Source organism: Streptomyces sp. NBC_01006 (assembly GCF_045162725.1).
Lineage (GTDB): Bacteria > Actinomycetota > Actinomycetes > Streptomycetales > Streptomycetaceae > Streptomyces.
Map to the genome: position 1 here is coordinate 8570393 of NZ_CP108700.1, position 20848 is coordinate 8591240.

General features: G+C 68.5%; 20 protein-coding genes and 7 pseudogenes. 11 read left to right on the top strand and 16 right to left on the bottom strand.

Annotated features, from left to right (window positions below):
* Positions 1–287: 287 nt before the first annotated feature.
* Positions 288–656, bottom strand: coding sequence for a nuclear transport factor 2 family protein (locus OG509_RS39230; protein ID WP_406187342.1), 369 nt, complete (start codon positions 654–656; stop codon positions 288–290).
* 70 nt (positions 657–726) lie between these two features.
* Here OG509_RS39230 and OG509_RS39235 point away from each other — a divergent pair, with 70 nt between their 5' ends.
* The 3 genes from OG509_RS39235 to OG509_RS39245 all read left to right on the top strand — a co-directional run bounded on the left by OG509_RS39235 (position 727) and on the right by OG509_RS39245 (position 3509).
* The gene (locus OG509_RS39235) at positions 727–1659 is read left to right on the top strand and encodes a LysR family transcriptional regulator (protein WP_406187343.1); all 933 of its coding nucleotides are present in this window, start codon (positions 727–729) and stop codon (positions 1657–1659) included.
* A gap of 98 nt (positions 1660–1757) precedes the next feature.
* Entirely contained in the window at positions 1758–2885 is a 1128-nt protein-coding gene (locus tag OG509_RS39240; protein ID WP_406187344.1) for an IS630 family transposase, read from the top strand.
* Between the two features lie 45 nt (positions 2886–2930).
* A complete protein-coding gene (locus tag OG509_RS39245) occupies positions 2931–3509 on the top strand; it encodes a maleylpyruvate isomerase N-terminal domain-containing protein (RefSeq protein ID WP_406187345.1) in 579 nt (192 codons plus the stop codon).
* Positions 3510–3573: 64 nt separating this feature from the next.
* Here the strand turns inward: OG509_RS39245 and lepB are convergent, their stop codons facing one another.
* Together lepB and OG509_RS39255 are read right to left on the bottom strand one after the other, a co-directional pair.
* A complete protein-coding gene (lepB, locus tag OG509_RS39250) occupies positions 3574–4197 on the bottom strand; it encodes a signal peptidase I (protein WP_406187346.1) in 624 nt (207 codons plus the stop codon).
* A 376-nt stretch (positions 4198–4573) separates the two neighbouring features.
* Positions 4574–4759 carry a hypothetical protein gene (locus tag OG509_RS39255; RefSeq protein ID WP_406187347.1) on the bottom strand — a complete coding sequence of 62 codons (186 nt, stop codon included), beginning with the start codon at positions 4757–4759 and terminating at the stop codon, positions 4574–4576.
* A gap of 111 nt (positions 4760–4870) precedes the next feature.
* Here OG509_RS39255 and OG509_RS39260 point away from each other — a divergent pair.
* The 3 genes and pseudogenes from OG509_RS39260 to OG509_RS39270 all read left to right on the top strand — a co-directional run bounded on the left by OG509_RS39260 (position 4871) and on the right by OG509_RS39270 (position 7525).
* A pseudogene (locus tag OG509_RS39260) lies at positions 4871–5796 on the top strand (aminoglycoside phosphotransferase family protein).
* 119 nt (positions 5797–5915) lie between these two features.
* Positions 5916–6863: a hypothetical protein gene (locus OG509_RS39265; RefSeq protein WP_406187348.1), complete on the top strand. Its 948-nt coding sequence runs from the start codon at positions 5916–5918 to the stop codon at positions 6861–6863.
* A 398-nt stretch (positions 6864–7261) separates the two neighbouring features.
* Positions 7262–7525 carry a hypothetical protein gene (locus OG509_RS39270; RefSeq protein ID WP_406187349.1) on the top strand — a complete coding sequence of 88 codons (264 nt, stop codon included), beginning with the start codon at positions 7262–7264 and terminating at the stop codon, positions 7523–7525.
* A gap of 259 nt (positions 7526–7784) precedes the next feature.
* On the opposite strand, the gene OG509_RS39275 is transcribed toward OG509_RS39270, so the two are convergent.
* From OG509_RS39275 to OG509_RS39285, 3 genes and pseudogenes are all read right to left on the bottom strand, one after another.
* Positions 7785–8768, bottom strand: coding sequence for a GNAT family N-acetyltransferase (locus OG509_RS39275; RefSeq protein WP_406187350.1), 984 nt, complete (start codon positions 8766–8768; stop codon positions 7785–7787).
* A 42-nt stretch (positions 8769–8810) separates the two neighbouring features.
* Positions 8811–8981 (bottom strand): annotated as a pseudogene (locus tag OG509_RS39280) (IS256 family transposase); the annotation flags it as partial.
* Positions 8975–9208, bottom strand: a pseudogene (locus OG509_RS39285) (transposase family protein); the annotation flags it as partial. The pseudogenes OG509_RS39280 and OG509_RS39285, both read right to left, overlap by 7 nt.
* 195 nt (positions 9209–9403) lie before the next feature.
* Between OG509_RS39285 and OG509_RS39290 the strand changes: the two are divergent.
* A complete protein-coding gene (locus OG509_RS39290) occupies positions 9404–9721 on the top strand; it encodes a hypothetical protein (protein ID WP_406187351.1) in 318 nt (105 codons plus the stop codon).
* 50 nt (positions 9722–9771) lie between these two features.
* On the opposite strand, the pseudogene OG509_RS39295 reads toward OG509_RS39290, so the two are convergent.
* The 7 genes and pseudogenes from OG509_RS39295 to OG509_RS39325 all read right to left on the bottom strand — a co-directional run bounded on the left by OG509_RS39295 (position 9772) and on the right by OG509_RS39325 (position 15309).
* A pseudogene (locus OG509_RS39295) lies at positions 9772–11401 on the bottom strand (ISAzo13 family transposase).
* Positions 11362–12186 carry a transposase family protein gene (locus OG509_RS39300; RefSeq protein WP_406187352.1) on the bottom strand — a complete coding sequence of 275 codons (825 nt, stop codon included), beginning with the start codon at positions 12184–12186 and terminating at the stop codon, positions 11362–11364. The pseudogene OG509_RS39295 and the gene OG509_RS39300 overlap by 40 nt, the downstream one beginning before the upstream one ends.
* The gene (locus tag OG509_RS39305; protein WP_406187353.1) at positions 12183–12575 is read right to left on the bottom strand and encodes a hypothetical protein; all 393 of its coding nucleotides are present in this window, start codon (positions 12573–12575) and stop codon (positions 12183–12185) included. The genes OG509_RS39300 and OG509_RS39305 overlap by 4 nt, the downstream gene beginning before the upstream one ends.
* 28 nt (positions 12576–12603) lie before the next feature.
* A complete protein-coding gene (locus tag OG509_RS39310; RefSeq protein WP_406187355.1) occupies positions 12604–12831 on the bottom strand; it encodes a hypothetical protein in 228 nt (75 codons plus the stop codon).
* A 146-nt stretch (positions 12832–12977) separates the two neighbouring features.
* The gene (locus OG509_RS39315) at positions 12978–13763 is read right to left on the bottom strand and encodes a GNAT family N-acetyltransferase (RefSeq protein ID WP_406187357.1); all 786 of its coding nucleotides are present in this window, start codon (positions 13761–13763) and stop codon (positions 12978–12980) included.
* Positions 13764–14277: 514 nt separating this feature from the next.
* A complete protein-coding gene (locus OG509_RS39320; RefSeq protein ID WP_406187358.1) occupies positions 14278–14970 on the bottom strand; it encodes a GNAT family N-acetyltransferase in 693 nt (230 codons plus the stop codon).
* A gap of 126 nt (positions 14971–15096) precedes the next feature.
* Positions 15097–15309: a DUF397 domain-containing protein gene (locus tag OG509_RS39325; RefSeq protein WP_257552578.1), complete on the bottom strand. Its 213-nt coding sequence runs from the start codon at positions 15307–15309 to the stop codon at positions 15097–15099.
* A gap of 276 nt (positions 15310–15585) precedes the next feature.
* Here OG509_RS39325 and OG509_RS39330 point away from each other — a divergent pair.
* Positions 15586–16696: pseudogene (locus OG509_RS39330) on the top strand (IS630 family transposase).
* A gap of 126 nt (positions 16697–16822) precedes the next feature.
* Complete coding sequence (locus OG509_RS39335) at positions 16823–17263, top strand: helix-turn-helix domain-containing protein (RefSeq protein ID WP_406187359.1); 441 nt, start codon at positions 16823–16825, stop codon at positions 17261–17263.
* Between the two features lie 84 nt (positions 17264–17347).
* Here OG509_RS39335 and OG509_RS39340 read toward each other — a convergent pair whose 3' ends face one another.
* Positions 17348–17950, bottom strand: coding sequence for a ClpP family protease (locus OG509_RS39340; protein WP_189748386.1), 603 nt, complete (start codon positions 17948–17950; stop codon positions 17348–17350).
* A 1-nt stretch (position 17951) separates the two neighbouring features.
* Positions 17952–18590, bottom strand: a complete 639-nt coding sequence (locus OG509_RS39345; RefSeq protein WP_406187360.1) for a ClpP family protease — start codon at positions 18588–18590, stop codon at positions 17952–17954.
* 360 nt (positions 18591–18950) lie between these two features.
* On the opposite strand from OG509_RS39345, the pseudogene OG509_RS39350 reads away from it, so the two are divergent.
* A pseudogene (locus tag OG509_RS39350) lies at positions 18951–19266 on the top strand (DUF6247 family protein).
* Positions 19263–19526, top strand: a complete 264-nt coding sequence (locus tag OG509_RS39355) for a hypothetical protein (RefSeq protein ID WP_406187361.1) — start codon at positions 19263–19265, stop codon at positions 19524–19526. Before OG509_RS39350 ends, OG509_RS39355 begins: the two are co-directional and overlap by 4 nt.
* A 21-nt stretch (positions 19527–19547) precedes the next feature.
* Here the strand turns inward: OG509_RS39355 and OG509_RS39360 are convergent.
* Positions 19548–20785, bottom strand: a pseudogene (locus OG509_RS39360) (IS701 family transposase).
* Between the last annotated feature and the right edge of the window lie 63 nt (positions 20786–20848).

The window sequence follows — 20848 nt, forward strand, 5'->3', positions numbered from 1 at the left end:
GTGCGGCCGGGCACCTCGGCGACGTGACGTCCACCCGGTGCGCGCGGTCATGCTGCCGCTCGATGTGATGGACGCGGAGGTCACGACGGCGGGGGAGGACCGGTCGGGTCGGGAGTTCAGGTGACTCCCGATTGACCAGCACTCCTCAAGTTCGCAACAACAACAGCCACTCAGGCCAGAGTCGTGTGGTCCAGCGGCCTGCGAATACCTGAATGCCATCGGTCAAGGAACCGGTCCCGCGGATGGTTATGCCGGGTAGCTGCAGGCCGGTTCTTGGGCGCTCCCGTTCAGCTCGACTTCGCGAATCCCTCCAGCAGTCCGCGGGGGTCGAAGGTCACCCGGATCCGGACGATCTTCCCGTCCGCCACCTGCATCCAGTTCGCCGTCGGTGCGGGCGGCGCAATGGCCGTGCACAGGTCGAACCAGGTGATCACTTCGTCGCCCTCCGCGACCCGCACCTTCACGTCAATCTTCACCAGCACCTGCCCGAGGCCCTTCAGCCCGGCCAGGGCTTCCTCTGTCCCGCGCGCCGTTCCCAGCGCCCCGACGAAGTCGACGTCCTCGGCCAGCAGCCCGCGCATTGTCTCGAAGTCGCCCGCCTCCCAGGCGGAGAAGTAGGTCTCGGCAAGCTCTCGTGCGGTCTTCGTCGTCGTCATGCCTCCATCCTGCCCAGCCCACATCCATCCGTCCAACAGATGGATCTGATTCCAGCTATCATTGATAGATATGGAGATGCGTCAGCTGCGCTACTTCGCCGCCGTCGTGGACGAGCGCACCTTCACCGGCGCCGCCGAGCGCCTGCACGTCAGTCAGTCCGGCATCAGCACCCAAGTGGCGAAGCTGGAACGCGAGCTGGGCCAGCGGCTCTTCGACCGCTCCAGCCGTCACGTGCGCCTCACCCCGGCCGGCGAAGCCGTTCTCCCCCTCGCGAAGAGGGCGCTCGCCACCCTCGACGCCATTCGGCACACCGCTGCCGAGTTCGCCGATGCCGTCCGCGGCCGCGTCCGGATCGGCATGATCATGGGCTGCTCGATCCCGCCCTTCCTGGACACCCTCGCCGACCTCGGCCGCACTCACCCTGGCATCGAACTCAGCCTGAACGAGGGCGACTCCGACGACCTACAGGCCCAAGTCCTCTCCGGTTCCCTCGACCTGGCCCTGATCGGATATGCGGGCCAGGCTGCCGACGGCCTGGAGGCGAGCGTCGTCATCGACGAGCCGATCGCCGCCGTGGTTCCGGCCGGGCACCCCCTCGACCGGGCGGAACTGCCCCTCACCGCACTCCGGGGCGAGAAGATCCTCTGCCTGCCCCGGGGCACCGGCATCCGCGCCGCCTATGAGGACTCCTGCCGCCAGCTCGGCCTCGACCCGGGCGTGGACCTGGACGCCAGCTCCCCGGCCGCACTGCTCCGTCTCGCCGAGCGCGGCGCAGGTGTCGCCGTCCTCAGCGCCTCCTCCGCGCAGGGCGCTGGCCTGCGGGCAATCCCCCTCACCGACGCCGCCACACACGCCCGGCTCGGCCTCATCGCCCGCCCCGACGAGCACTCCCCGGCTGTACGTCTCCTGCATACCCTTCTCCTGGCCGCGTTGCGATCGGCGCAGGTAGCGTCTTTCGGATCCGGCGGACTAAACCGGCCTGATCCGAAAGACACGCTCTAGCTAGCGCTCTGACCGCATAGGTTCACCGGGTTTCTACCCGCACCGAGGCTGGGGCCGATTGGATAGGGCTGACATCCCAGCCAGCGTGTGCAGGCACGGTGGCAGAGCCTGTCAAGGTCCGCAGACTGACTGATCAGGAGGGACAGCGGCTGCAGCGGATCGTGCGTCGGGGCAGCACCAGTTCGGTGCGCTACCGGCGGGCGATGATGCCGCTGGCCTCGGCCGACGGCAACCGCGTCCCAGCCATCGCCCAGCTGGTGGCAGCCGACGAGGACACAGTGCGCGACGTCATCCACCGTTTCAACGAGATCGGCCTGGCCTGTCTGGACCCTCAGTGGGCGGGAGGCCGTCCCCGCCAACTCTGTCTTGACGACGAGGACTTCGTCGTTCAGACGGCCACCACCCGCCCGACCAAGCTCGCCCAGCCCTTCACCCGCTGGTCCATCCGCAAGCTCGCCGCCTACCTCCGCAGGGTCCACGGCCGGGTGATCCGCATCGACCGCGAGGCCCTGCGCTGCCTACTCGCCCGCCGCGGCGTCACCTTCCAGCGGACCAAGACCTGGAAGGAGTCCACCGACCCCGACCGCGACGCCAAGCTGGACCGGATCGAGCACGTCCTGGAGCACTTCCCCGACCGTGTTTTCGCGTTCGACGAGTTCGGACCGCTCGGCATACGCCCGACCGGCGGATCCTGCTGGGCCGAGCAGGGTCGGCCCGACCGGGTCCCGGCGACCTACCACCGCACCCACGGCGTGACCTACTTCCACGGCTGCTACTCCATCGGCGACGACACCCTCTGGGGCGTCAACCACCGCCGCAAGGGCACCACCAACAGCCTGGCCGCGCTCAAGTCCATCCGCGCCGCCCGCCCTGACGGCGCCCCGATCTACGTGATCACGGACAACCTCTCCGCACACAAGGGCGCCAAGATCCGCCAGTGGGCTCGGAAGAGCAAGGCCGAACTGTGCTTCACCCCGACCAACGCCTCATGGGCCAACCCCATCGAGGCGCACTTCGGGCCGCTGCGGCAGTTCACCCTCGCCAACTCCAACCACCCCAACCACACTGTCCAGACCCGTGAACTACATCGATACCTGCGCTGGCGTAACGCCAACGCCAGTCACCCCGACGTCCTGGCCGCCCAACGCCGCGAACGCGCCCGGATCCGCAGCGAGAAAGGTATCCGCTGGGGCGGTCGCCCTCTCGCAAACGCGACAGCGGCCTGACCGTGGACGGCCGAACGCTCGTGCCCGCAGCCATAACATCGCCTGATGCGCTACATCGACAACCGGGACGTCAACGAGGCCGTGACTGAGATGGTGCGGGTACTCGGCCCGCACGACGCGGAGGACTGGTCGGTGCCGGCAGGCTCGCTGGAATGGAGCTGCTGGACGACGGCCGCCCACATTGCCCATGACCTGCTGGCCTACGCCGGGCAGATCGCCGCACGCCCTACGGACGCCTACCTGCCCTTCGACCTCGCCATCCACTCGGACAGCTCGCCGCGCGAGGTGCTCCAGGTGGTCACCGCCTGCGCGGGGCTGCTCGGCAGTGCGCTGGCCACGGCCGGCCCGGAGGTGCGGGCCTGGCACTGGGGTCCTTGCGACCCGCCGGGCTTCGCGGCGATGGGTGTCGCCGAAGTTCTCCTGCACACCCATGACATCACCCAGGGGCTGGGCGTGCCGTGGCTGCCCCCGGCCCCTCTTTGCGAGGTGGTGCTCCACCGTCTCTTCCCCGACGCTCCGCCCGGAGACCCGGCTCATGTCCTCCTCTGGTGCACCGGCAGGGGCGACCTGGACGACTGCCCCCGCCGCACCTCATGGACATGGCGGGCGGCAGTAGCCGAGTGATCAGACCTACCGGAGGCAGCCTGAGAGACGCCTCCAAACACGGTGAACCTTCCCGGTCACAGCACTAGTGCGCGGGATGATCCGGTGTGGGGCGCGTGCGGCGTCTGGTGATCAGTGCCGACAGGCCCAGGCCGCCGCCGACGAGGATGAGCAGCACGCCCAGTGCGATCGCACTGGCTGCCACCAGGAGCCAGTCCGGTTTGGGGACGGCCCTGCCCCGGATGTCCGCGGTGTTGAACGTGCCGGGGCGGCCGTTGGGGAAGTCATGTTCATATGCGACAGCCCGGTTGTCGCCGAGGGCCACCACCCGGCTCTCGGGAACCTGAAGGTCGAAGGCGACGACCGAGGGCTGGCTTCCGGGCGGCAGGTACGGTTCGGCCAGCGGATTTCCGTTCAGCATCAGCGTGCGGTCCCCGACCCGATATGAGAGCCGGTCCCCGCCGACCGCCACAACCCGCCCTCCCACACCCACGTCACTGGCCGACCGGCCCGTAGACAGCACCACGACATCACCGCGGTGCACCCGCTTCGCACCGCACAGCTCGTACCAGAGCGCCGCACCGCGAGGAGAGAACGGCGCCATGGACTCGTCGCCCATACGCAGGCCGTCGTACCCGCCCGGAGGCATCGACCGGCCGATGGCCACCAGCGCGGCGACTAGCATCGCCACACCGAACACCACCAGCACGATTCCCCCAACTCCCCGTCTGTGCCCCGGCCTGCGCCCCATGAAGTCCCCCAAGATCGAGTGTGTGTTCGGGAAGGTTACGGGACCGGGTGGGGGCGAGCCGGTGCGAGGGACCGTGTACCGGCTGACAGGCCTTACGGACTCTCATGAGCCGGTAACAGGGCGTTCATCAGGTTACGGACGCTGAGCTGGGCTGGGCGGGGAGAGCGCCGTGTTCGCTCGGCGCGATCCGGAGGGGAGCTCTTCCTGCGCGCCGCGGCATTCAGGCCGGGAGGTCGGGCGCGCTGCGGCGTAATCCCACGTACGCGGTCTTGCTCTGGAAGGTGCCGGCCCCATGTTCCGGTCTCCCGACACATGGGGCCTCTCAGGCGATGGATCAGCGCCGGATCTGGATGGTCACTTGGATACCGCCAAAGCCCAGCGCGGCCGCTCCGATGGCGGCCACGGCCGTGGCAGCCTCCGTGTTGCCGACGGCGAACAGAACCACCGTGGCGACGACGGCCGTCAGCGCGGTGGCCATGGACGCGTTGCCGTCGCGGAGCGCACGGTGCGTGTCTGCCACCCCCTCGCATCTGCTGATCCGCCCGCGCGCGGTGGCCGGGGTCGAGGCTTGGCCAATGGTCGCGGCGGTGACCTGTCGCATCGAAGGTTGGGCCTTCTCAGTGAAGGTTGAGTGGCCACTCCGCCTGCCTCACTACCGTGGCTTCGCACGACCGACACTGAGATCGAGATCACCGCAGACCTGGTCCACGACCTGCTGCAGGAGCAGCACCCAGACCTTGCAGGGCTCGCCATCCGCGAAGTGGCTGGCGGATGGGACAACCAGCAGTGGCGCCTCGGGGACGAGTTCGCCGTGCGCATGCCGCGGACAGAACGGGCCCCGGGACTCCAACTCAAGGAACGCCGGTGGCTGCCCGTCCTGGCTCCGCGACTGCCGATCCCGGTTCCGATCCCCGTGCGGATCGGTGAACGTCCGCGCGTTTCCCGAAGCCCTGGACCGTCATGACGTGGGTTCCCGGCGAACCACTGGACTGCTCCTCGATCAGCCGCGGCGACCACTCGGCCGACACCCTGGCGGGCTTCCTCAAGGCACTTCACGTGGAGGCGCCCGCTGACGCGCCGGTCAGTGAGGACCGCGGCGACCACCCCAAGAACTGCTCCGACGGCTTCGACCACTTCTTCCACGCCGTCGTCCCCGACGACATCGCCGACGGTGTCCGGGCCGTCTGGGACGACGCCGTCGCGGCGCCAGAGTGGGAAGGGCCACCGCTGTGGGTGCATGGCGACCTACATCCGGCGAATGTCGTCGTCTCGGACGGGACGCTCTCGGGCGTGATCGACTTCGGTGACATGTTCGTCGGCGATCCGGCGTGGGACCTCGCCGCCGCATGGGTCGCCCTTCCCGCAGGCGCCGCCTCACGCTTCTTCGACGTATACGCACAGGCAGACGAGGGGATGATCCAGCGTGCCCGGCTGGCCGCCCTAGAGAGCCTGTTCCTCATGCTGATGGGCCAGAGCGGAGACCGGGGCCTTCCTGGCGGCAAGCCGACTTGGGGACCCGCAGGCCGGGCAGCGCTCGATCGTGTTCTGAGAGGTTGATGTAGGCACGGAGCGACGAGATCGCGGCGGCGGATGCCTTCGAGCAAGCCGGCCGCGCGCCGGGCGAGCGGTCGCTCACGGGTCGGGCGCGGGCGGGATGGAGGGCATCGGCGCGCGCGTTGGAGCGGGCCCCGCGCACCGCCTGGGGTGGCGGCGCGGTGGTGGTCCTCACGCTGTTGGTGGCGCTCGTGGAGGCCGTGGAGGCCTCCCGCCTGTGGCACGAGGCGCAGACCCATCGCGCGCAGGCGAAGGCCGCTTCGAAGACCGCCCGGCTGCTGCGCGAGGCCGCCGCCGTAGTCGGCGCACCGCCGTCCCGCTCGAGTGCGGCGCGTACCGCGCGGGATGTCACCGGCCGCGGGCCGTGGCCCGACCACGCCTGGTGGCGTTACCGGTGTGCCGCCCCGTGCGCCGGGCCCGCCCAAGGCCGGTCCGGGGAAGTCCCGCTGACCCGCCGCGAGGAGAGAAGCGTGTCCACCCCCGAACCCGCTGCCGTGCCCGCCATCGATCCGTTCGCCGAGTCGATGGCCGAGGCCGCCCAGAGTGCTGCGGCGGCCTTCCCGCTGATGCTGACGATCTCCGACGCCGTCCGCCGCGCCGCCCAGAAGCTGCACCAGGGCGAAGAAGAACTCGCCGAGGGCGAGGAGAAGCTCGCCCCGGGTTGGGCTGCCGACGCGCTGCGCCCGCTGCTCGACCGCGGTGTGTTGGCCGGCCTGATGGCGGGTGAGGACTGGCCGAGGATGGCGGGGCAGATGGTTCTGCTGCAGAGGGCCGGCGTCGACCTGACCACGTTCCTGCCCCAGCTCGGTCAGGTGGCCATGACCGTCTTCCAGGCGGTGGAGGCCAACCGGGCGCGCATCCAGGTGGCGGGCACCGACCGGTGGGCAGACCTGCTCAAGGCGACGATGCCGGGCGGTCTGGTGCGCGACGCGATCCTCGCTTCCCCGGCGTGGCCGGACGTGGCCGCCAAGACGGCCCTCCTCGATCAGCAAGGGGTCGACGTCGCCGGGTTTCTCGCAGCCGCGCACGGTCGCACGCAGAGGCTCACGAGGCCGAGGCGGCGAGGATAGAGACGGGCAAGGCGTGGCGTGCAGCGCAGCACCGCGACGCCTCCTGGCAGGAGGCGAATTCCCGCACAGCAGCGGGGGCCGCCATCACTTCGGTGGCGGCCCCCGCTGCTGTGGTGCCGCCCGAGGCGCTCTTCGAAGGGCGCGGCAGACCCTGCTCGTCTACTCCCGTGTCAGAAGCCGTGTGTGCATGCTTGGGGGAGGAGTACGCTTGTGGCTGCCGACGTGTGCTCGGTTCGTTTGCTGGTGCCGGGACTTGCAGGTCCCCGAAAGCCGGCTGGTCGAGGAACTTTAAAAAAAACCCTTTGCTCCGTCGGACAGGTGTGCGACAGGTACCTGAATCGGGGGAAGGGTTTCTTCCTCGCAGGGGCCTTTGAAAGGCCCCCCGGACACTAAGGCCCTTGGTGAACCTGCACATCTCCGCGGTCAACGCGATGATCTTCACGCTTGCCTGCCTGGTCGCATACGTCGTCTACCGGCGGACGAAGAACCCTTCGGTCCTGCCCGGCCGCCTCAGCGGCGACGTGGGGGCGGCCCTGACTGCCGCTGCCACCGTTCTGCTGATGCTCGCCTTCCTTTTTGGGGTGGGCGACGGCTCCCCCGCATCCGCCGGGGAGGAGCCCCTGCCGCCGAGTACTGCATCGCCGAGCCCGCACGGAAACTGATCGCCCCAACCACCGGACCCCGCAGGCGGTTCATCCCGAACCACCTGCGGCCCGACCTGTCCGGTCAGGATGCCCAGTCGATGCCGAGTTCGGTGAGGGCGGCGAGTTGGTCGGGGTCGAGTCGGTCGCGGCGCTGTTTCTGGTTGGCTGCGATCTCTCGGTTTGGTGACAGTGGTGTGAGAGACAGTGGGCCCTGGCGTGTTGTTGCGAGGCATTGTCAAATCCTGTGGACTGACCCGACAGCCCAATGGCCGGTCGATCAAGCAAGCGGCTTGCGGTAACGGACGTACTCGTTCTGCCGCCGGAACCCCACACTCTCGTAAAGGTTGTAGGACCGGTGCGGATTTGCCGTGCCCGTGAATAGCCGGGCGGTCGTTGCACCCTGCTCGCGAAGGCTCCGCAGCCCGTCCAGCAGCAGGACCCGGCCGATTCCGAGGCGTCGCTGGTCCGTCCGGACACTCAGCTCTTCCACCTCGCCCACGGTGTGGTCGTGACGGTGGATGGAGCAGAGGGCGACGCCGACCATGTCCTGCCCGTTCCAGGCAGCCCTCCAGCATGCCGGGTCGGCGTTGTCGACGAAGTCCTGGAAAGGCCATTTCTGAGTGAAGCCGGGGTCCGCGTACGAATCGACGACCGTCCTCCAGGCTGCACGGTAGTGGCTTGTCCCGATCGGCCCTGTCCGTATCCCGGCTGGCAGCTCGCTGCCCGGCTCGGGCACCTGCTGCAGATCACCCAGCTCCAGCTCGACCAGGCTGAAGACACGTCGGTAGCCGGCTGCGCGCAGAAGTGCCGTGGCGTCCTGCTCGGAGGCCAGGGCGTTCGCGCCGATCACTGCCGTCCGCGCCGTTCCATGCTGTTTGACGAGCTGGCGGATCCGCTCTTCGGCCCAGCTCAGCATGGCTGAGCCGATGCCCTGGCCGCGATGCTCGGGCAAGAGGTAGCCGCGGTGCAGGTACAGCCATGTATCGTCCCGCTCTTGCCACCACCGGATCGTCGAGTAGCCGACGACGCTCCCGTCGCGCACCAGCAGGATCTGGTTCTTGGACGGCTCCTCCAACTTGGCGGAAGCTTCGGCGATCTCGGCCGCTGTCGGGAGCCCTTCCACTACCGAACGGGCATCGACCCGGTCCTGTTCAGCACAACCCCGCCGCACTGCGGCCATGGCGCCGTGGTCTTCGTCGTCGCGATAGGGCCGGAACCCGAAGCCGATCGGAAGGTCCTGTCCTGCCGTGCCATCCAACATGACCGGATGTTCTCGAACTTCGAGGCAGGTCCGCCACCCTATTCACGCCGCGGTCGTCTGCGGCCGTTCAACGAGCTGGCCGCGTTCAAAGCGGGCCCCGGCGCGGACGAGGGCGACGAGGTGGGGTGCATTCACGGCTCGCCAGCGGGCCTGGGCGGACTCGACGAGCTTGAAGACCATCGCCAGAGCGGCGGCCCGGGATCCGGCGCCCTTGATACCCCGAACAGCGGGGCGAGTTGCCGCATGGTCAGGTTCGTGCGCCAGTAGGCCGCGACGAGCAGGGCCCGGTCCTCCAGTGGAAGGCTCCACGGCCGGCCCTTGCGGACGGCGTCCGCACCCTGGCGCCTCAGAACGGTCACCAGCTTCCCGAACTGCCTCGGGCTCAACCCGCTGAACAGGGCTATCCAGGACGGCTCCGACGCCGTGATCACACCAGCCACGGCGAGATCGTCTCATCTTGATCATGGTGCGGGGCCGCCAGCCTCTGACGGGACACATCTCGGTCGCCCGGACGGATTCGGCATGAGAGCCTCACGCCCGTGGCTACTGAAACCGAGGTGGGAGAGCTGTTGCACCAGCGCGGCTGGTGCACGGCGCTCACGGTCGCTGAAAGGGTAAACACGTGGGCTGCCCTGGTGAGCGCCATCGAGCGCGGCTACGGCGACGACATCTACGAGTACACCAACGACCTCTACTGCCGAAACTGGCTGCACGAGGCGTGGCTCCTGCTGGACGAACACGTCGTCCAGCTCTGGACCCCGCGGATCAAGGCCTTGGACGCGCGGTACAAGGCCGCGACTGTCTACGACGACGGCCAAGCACTCGATCAGTTCCACACGCTGCCCGGCCCCAACCTGTGGTGGTGGCGGCGCCACCCCCGCGTCCTCACCGGAGACCTCGGGCGTTCGCTTCACTCGGCCGGTGCCATCGGCGCCGACCCGGACACGGCATGACCCTCAGCGTCGTGGGATTACGGGACAGCGCGCTTAGGGCTTGCAGATGATTAACACGTTGTCTTGATCTTGCTGTCGGGATCTTTGTTTTGGGTGAGGACTCGAGCCTGGAGGGGCACGAGGGCAGCGGGTGGGGTCGTCGCTGGTGGGATGACGATGCCGTGGGCCTTGAGCAGTTTCCTGATCTTCAGGAGGGTGCGGTGCATGGCGGTGCGGCTGCTGCCGAAGAGGACGGCGAGGGGTTCCGCGGCCAGGCTGACGCGCAGGTGGAGCACTGTGCCCAGGACCTGGTCGGGGAACGCGAGGTGGGGCGGACGGCCTCGCTGGGTGTCTCCGTCGGGTGCCAGAGTCTGGATCAGGTCGTGCAACTGGTCCGGAGACATGCCGGTCAGTGCGGGGTCGGTCAACAGGGCCTGGTTCCACTCCGGCGCTGGTGTCTGTGGGGCCCGGGCCGTTGGGATGGGTGGGGTCGGATGGGGGTGAAGGACGTAGTTCCAGTCGCCGTGGAAGGCATGCCGGGTCAGTGGCAGAGCCGCCATCTCCGTATCACCGGTCGTGACTCCGGTTGGGTAGGTGCTGGTGTCGAGTTCGGCGTGGACGCGCAGTCCGGTGCGGGTGGTTGTCGCGGCGATGGACTGGACGACGACTTCGTGGCTGGTCAGCGGGCGGCCACGCCAGTTCATGGTGATGTGGGAGAAGAGCCTGTGCTCGATCTTGTTCCACTTCGATGTGCCCGGCGGCAGGTGGCAGACAGTGATCGTCAGTCCCTGGCTCAGCGGCGAACCGGGCGAGCGCAAGCTTCCAGGCCCGGGTGCGATAGCCGTTGGATCCGCCCGCGTCGGCGGTGATCAGCAGCCGTGTCGCCCGCGGGTAGGCGGCCTGGCCCTGGCCGTGCCACCAGCGGCGGATCGACTCCACCGCGAACGCGGCGGTGTCATGATCGGTGCCGACGTTGACCCAGCCGGTGTTCGCCGCCAGGTCGTAGACCCCGTAAGGGATCGCCTTGCCCAGCTTCGGGTCGGTGAAGTCGTGCATGTTCACCGGCACCGGATCACCGACCGGGTGCCACTGGCGGCCGTCGTTCTTGAACGCGCCGACGAGCTCCTTCTTCTTGGTGTCCACGCTGATGACCGGCTGGCCGGCGTCCCGGTCTCCGCGTGCCTGCTCGTTGAGGTAGCGGAACTGTGCGTCCCGGTCGACGTGCTGGCTGCCCTCGAGTGTCTTGGCATTGGCCTGCAGGCTGAAGCCTTCCTCCCGCAGTAGATCGGCGACCGTATCGGCGCTGACCTGGTGCCCGGTCCGGGTCAGTTCCCTCGCGAGTGCACGGGTCGACTTCACCGTCCATCGCAGCGGTGACATCGGATCGCCCCTTTGATCGGGCTCGACCAGCGCCAGCAGTGCCGGCCGCAGTCCCGGATCGACTTCCGCGACCCGTTTGCGGCCCCCGCCCGGACGCCGCACCCGGCCCAGGGGCTCCTCGCCGGCCTCCAGCTCGAACACGCCCTTGCGGACCGTCGTCTCGCTCACCCCGGGCGCCAGTGCGGCAGTCCGAACGCCGCCGTGTCCCAGGGCACGGGCCTCGGCAGCCATCAACAACCGACGCTGTCGCTCGTCCAGATGCGGGAACAACACCGCGAACTTCAAAGCGAGTTGGTTACGAGTCTCGTCCGGAATGCGCATACCACAGCAACGAGCCTCAGAACGGGAAGCAACACTTTGTTTCCCTGCAAGCCCTTAGACGCCTCCCGGTCGGGCAGCAGGTCCAGTGGACGCCGGCTTTCGACGTCGACTAGGACGGTCCCGTATTGGCGGCCTTTGCGGGTCGCGTACTCATCGACGCCGACTACCCGCGGGGCTGGAACTTCAGGGTCGGGCAACGCTTCGACCAGCCTCAGCACCGTACTCCGGCTGACGGACACGCCGAAGACTCTCGCCATGCGGGCACCGGCCCGGCCGGCGAGCGCGAGGCCGACCGCGGCCAGCGTCGACCGCAGGTGCTCGGTCCGTCGGCCGTACCGACGGGTCAAGCCCGGCAGCTGTTCCGCGAAGGTCCGCCGCCCGCACGAGATGACCGGGCAGAGGAACCTGCGGACGCGTAAACAGAGAGCGACTCGTCTGCCTCCGCTGGGGACATCAGCGGGAAAGCGCAGGGAGGAGCTGTGGATTCGCCGTGACCAGCTACCGCATCCGGGACAGACGGCCACGACCGTCTCAACCATGCGGGATATCTCTGGGCTTTCGCGTCCCTGACGGCCTCCATGGGAGCCAAAGCCCACTACCGGCGCCGACGCGACGAACACTCCGACTGGCACGCCGCCGCCCAGCGCAATCTCTTTAACCGGTTGCTCGGCCAGCTCTACCACTGCCTCAAGAGCCGCAGGCTGTTCGAGGAATTCGCGGCTTTCCCGCCTTCGGGTTCGGGTGAAGCCCTTGGTACGGCGGCCGCATAGGACGGGACCGATCAAGCCGGAGGTGTCACCCAGGGAGCCAGACGTTCCCCGACTGCCAGATTCTCGCGCCAATATCGGAAGACGGTTCCCTGGACGATGTCGAGCTGCCCGGCCGCGACCAGGCCGGAGGCGAGCCTCGGCCCGCCCGCATCGGCCTCGAAGGCAATCAACACAGGAGGCGTCTCACCGACCTGCCCGGCAACGAGCCGGACCTCGTCAGGCGTCGGCGCACGAAACACCGGGTCCTGGAAGGCGGCCGGGCACGTGACGAAGACCGGGTCGCTGAACACAAGCTCCAGGCTGTGGGCATACGAGATGTCGTGCCCGGCGCCCAGACGCAACCGCCCAGGGGCCCAGGCGACAATGTCCCAATCCCACCAGGACCCTTCGGGAAGCTCGATCACGGCTCGTTGCCCGCCCTGGACCGAGCCGTCAATCGGGGATCACCACACCAAGCTCACGCAGCTGCGGAAGGCAGACCTCCAGGCACGCCTCCATGGAGACAGCGTCAGTGCGAACCAGGAGATCATCCCGCAACGGAGCCCCACTCGCGACGAAGGTCCAGGGCTTCGAACCATCGCGCATGCGCTCGGCGTCGACCTTGAACAACACCGTCACACCCTGCTCGGCCAACGACTCCATGACCCGCACTACGTCCATCGCATCCCCACCCCTGCCCGAATCGAACAGCCAGCAGGCTACACCGGCCTCATAGGGCCCCGGCTTGACCGCTTGGCACCGTGAGGTGTCTACCGCCTCGCCAGCACCCGCGCACGAGCCGAAGGGCCCGTCAAGGCCGGCTGAGCTCAGGGTGACCACACATAGGGCGTTGTCATGGTGACCGCGTGGAGGCCGAGGCGGGTGAGGATCGGAGCGCTGTCGGCTGAGGCGTCGACGTAGACGTAGGGGACATCGCGGGCAGCAGCGTGTTGGGCTCGGTAGGCGACCATGGCCCGGTAGATGCCCTTTCCGCGCCATTCCTTGAGCGTTGAGCCGCCCCAGAGGCCGCCGAAGTCGATGCCGTCCTTGAACACCAGCCAGGCGGCGCAGACGACTTCGGTGCGTGCCTCGGCGACGAGGACGACGGTGTCTTCTGGGGCGTTCTCGATCCGGGCGGCCAGGTCGTCGGCGAGCCAGCCCCAGTCCTCGCCCCAGACGGTGCTTTCCATGGCGGCGATCCGCTGGAGGTCTGACCTGGCGGTGACACGGCGGAGGGTCACGCCGTCGGGCAGGACGGGGTCTGCGGCCAGGTCTGCGGACCGCCCGATGAGCACGGTCTCGCTGTCCTCGGCGATGAAGCCGGCCGCCGTGAGTCGGTCGGTGAGGTCGGCAGGGAGATCATGGGCGCGAGTCTTCCATTCGACCGCCTCGGCACGGGCAGCGTAGAAGTCACGCTGCCGCGCTATGAGCGTGTCGAGTTCTGCCCCGTAAACATCGAGGTCGCGTGGGCCTGTGACGAAGCCACGGTGCCACCCGACGACACGGGTCAACGGGCCGTCTTTTTCCATGCGAGCGCTGCCGCCAGGCGGGGTGACACCACGGAGTTGGGCGTCATACGCGGTGCGGAGTTCGTTGATCTGAGTGTCCTTCACCCGAACACCGTACGGACCGGGTCAAGTGATTAAGCGCCGGTCGAACCGCGCAAACACCAGGGCTGCGCTCTCTCACTGCCGCTACCTGCCTCGACGGCCAGCCGCCCTGCGGGCGGCTGGCCGTCCCCACGTTCGCATCCACACAGTGCCGTCATTTCTCTCTCATCCACATTCCAGAGATGGCCTGGCCGGTCGACGAGCTGGAGCGGGATCGGCTGCTGGACATCGCGGCGGGCTGCGGTGGCACCGACGTGGAGTTCACCCCGGCCCCGTAGGGCGGCGCAGGCGACGTCGCAGCACGAACGGAGTATCGACCGGCCGAGATTGCGGACGCTCTAGTGCTGCGCCGCAGAAGTTCGTGGAGGTCAGCTGGCCCCTTTGAGCAGGCGGCGCAGCCGCAGTGTCATGCAATGGCCCGCCTCGCCGTCAGGGGGGACATTACGGGTGAACCGCCGATCGGGTCGGCAGCCGAACCTGCTGAAGAATCGAGGTCAGCAACTCACCCACGGATCCGTCAGGCTTGCACAGTCACACGCGGCGAGGCGGGAGACTCTGGCTGGGAACGGATTCCCGCGCCCCCGTGTGGGGTGCCATGAGCAGCGAAGAATTCCTCGGCCGTGAGGCCGAAAATGAGGTTGTCGTGGTAGCGGCCGCCGAAGTAATCGTGTCGCCGCAGACGGCCCTCCAGGGTCGCTCCGAAGGCGAGCATGCCTGCTTGCGAGACCTTGTTGAAGTCGTGCACGTAGGCTTGGGCCTTCTGGTAGCGGCGCTCACCGAACATGTAGCCGAGTACCAGAAGTCCGGCCTCCCAGGCATACCCCTTGCGCTGGTGTTCCGGGGCGACCGCCATCCCCAGATAGAAGCGGCCTGCCACGGGGTCGGCTTGAGTCGTATTGACGCAGCCCACCATGCCCCTGTGCTGCCGATCGGTGATCGCGAGGAAGAAGTTGTCGTCCAGGGGGCCCTTCGCTGCTTCCTGCTTCAGCCATTCCCGGCAGTTGTCAGGCGAGCGCGGTGCGGTGACTCGCTCCCAGGCGCGCTGGTAGGACGATGAGGACTCAAGCGCAAGGACGACTTCCCAGTCGCTTGGCTCCACGCGACGCAGAACGGTGTTCTCTGCCGCCCAGACAGGACGGGACAGGTCCATAGGCCCTGTGTCATCCACATGTTCCAGTGCTGCCTGACCTGTTCGTTCTTGGTCGATCACGCGTCCATCCGTGTGTCTGTGTCGTGGAAGTGGAAATTTAGCGCCGAGAGGAGATCGGCGAATCGATCAAGACCAGTGGGGCCCTGGCCATGCTGGCAGAGCCCCACACATCGCGAACGTCGTGAATCAGCCGAACTCGCCCGCCCGCACCCCCTCGCGGAAGGCAGCCCACTCCTCGGGGGTGAACCGCAGGTCACCAAGACCGGGATTCTTCGAGTCCCGCAGCGCCACGGCGCCGCCGCCGATCTCAGCGACCTCGACGCAGATTTGTAGGCTGTAGCTGCTCTTGCCCCACTGCGCTCCGCTGATGTCTCGTGCGTAGAGTTCGTTCTTCTCCATACTCAGCTCCTTCGTTGTGCCTCCGCAGTGAGCTTCCCTGCCCGTGGCCACAAAACCCCCCATATCGCCCGCATGGAGTAAGAATTAAGCGTCCTACTGCTGTGCCCCAGAAGTTCGTGGAGGGACGTCAGGTCGCAGAGCTGTCGGGGTAAAGACTGCAGGCGCAGTGCAGGTATTCCTTGAGGCTGCTGGAGCGAAGCCCACCGGGCAGCACGTCGTCCTCGTACACCCCCATCCTGTCGCCCGGTCGGCGGCCCTTGGCCATGATCACTGTTCATGACCAAGGGGGCGGGGCGGAGCACAGCAGTCGCGGTGAGGCTGAACGAAGCGACCAGGGCAGTGCTGCAACAGCTCGCCTCGTCGGCGAAGGCCCAGGTGAGGCAGGTGTTGCGGGCCAGGATTGTGCTGGCTGCGGCCGATGGGGATAGCAACGGGTCCATCGCCCGCCAGCTCGCGGTGAGTGTGAACACGGTCCGCAAGTGGCGCGGGCGGTATGCCCAGCACGGGCTGGAGGGTCTGAAGGATGCCGCCCGCACCGGTCGGCCGCGCCGCTATGGCGATCTGGTCCGCATGGCCGTGGTCGCCGCCGCCACGAGCATGCCGCCCGGCCCGCAGGCCACCTGGACCCATGCCGCGATCGCCGCACAGGTCGCGGCCGACGTCACCGCGCCGATATCCGCCTCCCAGGTCGGCCGGATCCTGGCCGACCTGGACTTAAGACCGCACAAGGTACGCGGGTGGCTCACCCGCCGCGACACCCCCGACTTCTGGGACCGCGTCCGCGACATCTGCGCCCTGTACCGACGCCCGCCCGAAGGGGCGATCGTGCTGTCCATCGACGAAAAGGTCCGCCATCCAGGCGCGCGAACGCCGCTACCGCGGACAGCCGACGGCACCCGGCAGAGCGGCCCGGCGCGAGTTCGAGTACCGCCGCCACGGCACCGCCTCAATCATCGCCGCCCTGGACGTCACCACCGGACAGGCTCTCATCGAGCCGTTTGAGCGGAACACTGCTGCGTCCTTCACCACGTTTCTCGACCGCCTCGACCGCCTCGACCGCCTCGACCGCCTCGACCGGCTCCTGCCGCTCAGCAATGACACCCACGTCGTCATCGACAACGGCTCCTCGCACACCGCGAAGCACACCCTGGCGTGGCTCGCCGCCCACCCGCGCTGGCACGTGCACTGGACTCCGCCGCACGCCTCCTGGCTCAACCAAGTCGAACTCGTCTTCTCGGCACTCACCCGCGCCGTCCTGCGCCACGGCGACTTCTCCAGCCGCGAGGACCTGATCGAGAAGATCGACGCCTGGGCCATCCGACGCAACGAACACGCCCGCCCGTTCCGCTGGACCTACGACGGCAGACCGCTGAAAGAGGCCAGCTGACCTCCACGAACTTCTGCGGCGCAGCACTAGCGTCCGGACTCGCGTTGCCCCAGGCACCGGCGCGGCTTCACCCAGGGCAGAAGGCCACTCCCTTCCCCCCGCGCCCCGGATCCTTAGGGTGAGGGGGTGAGCACTCATGCGCCGAACGAGTCCCGCGTCATCTCCCTGCGCCCGCAGGCCCCGTCGCCTGGTTCCGGCGGGGCGGCCGGCGCCCCGCGGCGACCCGTGGGGGGTCCACAGCCACGCGCGCCGAGGGAGCCCCTGTGGCGTGACCTCATCGGCGACGTGCTGCGGCGCGAGCGGCTCGCCCAGGAGCGCACGCTGAAGGACGTCTCGGAGGCGGCCCGGATCTCGATGCCGTACCTGTCGGAGGTGGAGCGCGGACGCAAGGAGGCATCCTCGGAGGTGCTCGCGGCCGCCGCCCAGGCCCTCGGGCTCAGCCTCGCCGACCTGCTGCTGCTCGCCGGTGACGAGCTGGCCCGGCACGCCCGGAGCCGGTTGGTCCGGGGCCGCACGTCACCCACGTCGCCCACGGCGCAGTACGACGGCTTCTGCCTCGCCGCCTGACCGGACCGGGCCCACGGCGGTACGACGGGGCGCGCCCCCGCCGTACCGGCCGGCTCGCCGGCCCTCGGCCACGGCCGCACGGGCTCAGACGAACGCGAACCGTCGGCTCAGAACCTCGTCGGCGAGCCCGTAGGCCACGGCCTCCTCGGCGGTGAACACCTTCTCCCGGTCCATGTCCGCGCGCAGCGTCGCCACGTCGTGGTGTGTGTGCCGGGACAGGACCTCCTCCACCTGCGAGCGGATGCGGACCATCTCCTTGGCCGCGAGGCTGAGGTCGGAGACGGTCCCCTGCCGGCCGCCGCTGGCCGGCTGGCCGAGCAGCACCCGCGCGTGCCGGAGCACGAACCGTCGCCCGGGATCTCCGCCCGCCAGCAGCACCGCCGCCGTCGACGACGCCTGACCGACGCAGAACGTGGAGATCGGCGCCTGCACGAACGTCATCGTGTCGTAGATCGCCATCAGCGAAGTGAACGATCCGCCGGGCGAGTTGAGATAGATCGAGATCTCCTGCTCCGGGCTCGCCGACTCCAGGTGAAGGAGCTGCGCGATGACCACGTTGGCAACGCCGTCGTCGATCTCGGTGCCGAGGAAGATGATCCGCTCGTTCAGCAGCCGGCTGAAGACGTCGTAGGACCGTTCGCCCTGCGCGGTCCGCTCGATCACGTAGGGAACCGTGTACGACCCCATGTCACAGCCCCGTCCGTCGGCGCGGCGTGGCCGGGCGGATGTCGGCGAGCGACTCCACCACCCGGTCCACCATCCCGTACTCCCTGGCCTGTTCGGCCGTGAACCAGCGGTCCCGGTCGCCGTCCCGCGCGATCGCCTCCTCGCTCTGCCCGGTGTGCTGGGCGGTGATCCGCTCGACGGCCTTCTTGGTGAACTGGAGGTTCTCCGCCTGGATCTCGATGTCCGCGGCGGTGCCGCCGATTCCCGCCGAGGGCTGGTGCATCATGATCCGCGCGTTCGGCAGCGCGAACCGCTTGCCGGGCGTCCCCACGGTGAGCAGGAACTGGCCCATGCTGGCGGCGAAGCCCATCGCCAGCGTCGAGACGTCGTTCGGGATGAGCCGCATCGTGTCGTAGATGGCGAGACCCGCGGTGACCGACCCGCCGGGGCTGTTGACGTACAGGCTGATGTCGGAGCGCGGGTCCTGCGCCGACAGCAGCAGCAGCTGCGCGCACACCCGGTTGGCCGACACCTCGTCGACCTGGGTGCCGAGGAGGACGATCCGCTGGTCGAGCAGCCTTGCCGCGAGGTGGTCGTCGAAGTGGCCGGGCGGTGTGTCGCCCTCCTCCGCGCGGGGCGCGAGCATGGTGAGGGGAGTCATCTTTTCTCCTTGTCGAGGCGGGATGCCGTCGACTCCACTCTTGACCTCGGGAACCCCCCGGACGCCGTTCCTCTGCCCCCGGCAGATCCGCCACGGGCGGACATGACGTCACGGCACTCGTACCTGGAAGCGGTCGGCGACTAGGACCTGGATTCCGACGACCTGTCGTGGACGTTGGTGAACGCCCTGCGTCGTGCGGAAGATTCGAAGACCCGGGCGTAGAAGGTGCAGTCCCGTCCCGGGCGCTGCGCCCTGGACGGCGGCATGGAGCAGGGGAACGGTGCCGTATCTGCCCGAGCCTCCACGGCCTGGGCCATCTCGTTCTACGGTGGTCGGTAGCACCCGCCGCAGGAGGAGCCGATGAGCGCTCAGCCCGACCACACCCCCGCAGCCCCTGCCCCGTACGCGCCTGCGCCCGGCGCGCCGGCCGAACTCCTCGCGCAGCTGCGCGCCGATCGCCGCGCCGCGCGGTGGGTGCCGGCGTTCGAGGCGGAGTGGGCGGCGGCGCTGGAGGAGTCGCGCCGGACGTTCTCCTTGAACCATCTTGTACGAGGTCGTCCACGCCTGGCAGGCCCGTCTCGCCTCCGCCCCCTCGGTCGACGCGTTCGTGGCCTCCGGCCGCGACGAGGCCGGGTTCATGGACATGGCCGAGCTCCGCGGTCGGCGGCGCCGGTGAGCCTGCAGCCGTACGCGGTCCGCATTTGGTCACCGGCTGCGAAGGTCCTCGCCGCCCTCCCCGAACACGCAGAAGAGACGGTGTGGGGGACCTGCTCGACGCTGCCGCGGCCGACCCGTGGGGCTTTCCGCCAGTGGGACCCCGCTGACCCCGAAGGCGAAGACGTCCGGATCGCGTCCGCCGGCCGCCTGTCCGTCATCCACTTCGTCAACCGTCCGCTACGGCACCTGTCCGTCCTGGACATCGTCTGGCTCGGCTAGTACTCCAGCGGTAGATGGTGATCATGCTGGAGATGCGGCTTGGCGTTGGTAATGGCTCACTTGAGAACGGGCCTGGTGGCGACGTCTCCAGTAGGACCAGCGGAGCCGGTGGGCCGTGTCGTGGACTCGCTGGGCAACGAGGGTGATGAACAGGCGGGCGATCTCGTTGCAGGTGAGCGGGACCAGCTTGTCCTGGGTGGGCTGGCGGGTGTGTTCGTCCGCGCGGACGACGGCGAGGAAGGCGTGGGCGAGCATGGCGAGGGTTACCCAGCGAGACCAGGACGCGTAACGGCGGACCTGGTGTTCGTCCAGTCCGGCCAGGCCCTTCCGGACTGGAACGTCTCCTCCACTCGCCACCTTGATCCAGCGACCCGAACCAAGGTCGCCAGTGGCACTGGTTTAGGCGAGTAGCAGCGGTAGTAGGCGAGTTCGCCGGTGGTGCGGTTTCGGCGGATCAGCAGGTGTTGGTAGCCGGAGGCGGTGCTAGGTAGGTCGATGTGGGCCCAGTCGTAGAAGCGATGCCCCTTGGCTCCAGCCCCGGCGGACAGCTTCTGCCAGACCCGCTGGGGGAGCGTCTTTGCCAGGGCGTCCGCGCGGAACTTCCCCGCCTGGGTGGTGACCTCATGGGTGCGGGTTACCGCGAGCACGTAGCCGGTGCCGCGTTGCTCCAGGGCGGTGCGCAGTTTGGAGTTGCCGCCGTAGACCTCGTCGCCAGCCACCCAGGAGGCCTGGTGGCCGGCGTGCAGGAACCGGGTGATCATGCGGTTGGCCAGTTCGGGCTTGGTCGCGAACACGGTGTCCGGGTCGAGCCCAGCCGTCTGGCAGCGGTTGGGCTGGTCGGTCCACGAGCGCGGGAGATACAGTTCCCGGTCCACTGCGGCGTGTCCGCGTTGGCCTGCGTAGACCAGATAGACGGCGACTTGGGAGTTTTCGATTCTCCCTGCTGTGCCGGTGTACTGGCGTTGGACGCCGACTGTGTGGCTGCCCTTCTTCACGTCGCCGGTCTCGTCGACCACGAGGACCGCCTGATCGTCGTGCAGATGCTCGACCACGTAGTCGCGCAGGTCGTCACGGACGGCGTCGGCGTCCCACTTGGCCCGGTTCAGCAGGTGCTGCATGCCGTCCGGGGTGGCGTCCCCGGCCCACTCGGCGATGGTCCAGCAGTTCTTGCGCGGCAGGTCCGAGAGTAGGCCGAGCACCAACCGCCTTGTCCGCCGACGGGGTTCGACCCGCGCGAACCGGCCCGCGATCCGTTCCATCAGGGCTTCGAATGCCTCCTGCCAGCGGGCAGGGTCTGCGCTATGACCGGCGGCCGCCGCGTG

Excerpts from the sequence above, each read along its gene's own strand:
- OG509_RS39345 (WP_406187360.1), bottom strand. The coding sequence starts at position 18,590 with ATGACTCCCCTCACCATGCTCGCGCCCCGCGCGGAGGAGGGCGACACA.
- OG509_RS39230 (WP_406187342.1), bottom strand. The coding sequence starts at position 656 with ATGACGACGACGAAGACCGCACGAGAGCTTGCCGAGACCTACTTCTCC.
- OG509_RS39325 (WP_257552578.1), bottom strand. The coding sequence starts at position 15,309 with ATGGAGAAGAACGAACTCTACGCACGAGACATCAGCGGAGCGCAGTGG.
- OG509_RS39340 (WP_189748386.1), bottom strand. The coding sequence starts at position 17,950 with ATGGGGTCGTACACGGTTCCCTACGTGATCGAGCGGACCGCGCAGGGC.
- OG509_RS39245 (WP_406187345.1), top strand. The coding sequence starts at position 2,931 with ATGCGCTACATCGACAACCGGGACGTCAACGAGGCCGTGACTGAGATG.
- OG509_RS39235 (WP_406187343.1), top strand. The coding sequence starts at position 727 with ATGGAGATGCGTCAGCTGCGCTACTTCGCCGCCGTCGTGGACGAGCGC.
- OG509_RS39275 (WP_406187350.1), bottom strand. The coding sequence starts at position 8,768 with ATGTTGGATGGCACGGCAGGACAGGACCTTCCGATCGGCTTCGGGTTC.
- OG509_RS39310 (WP_406187355.1), bottom strand. The coding sequence starts at position 12,831 with ATGGACGTAGTGCGGGTCATGGAGTCGTTGGCCGAGCAGGGTGTGACG.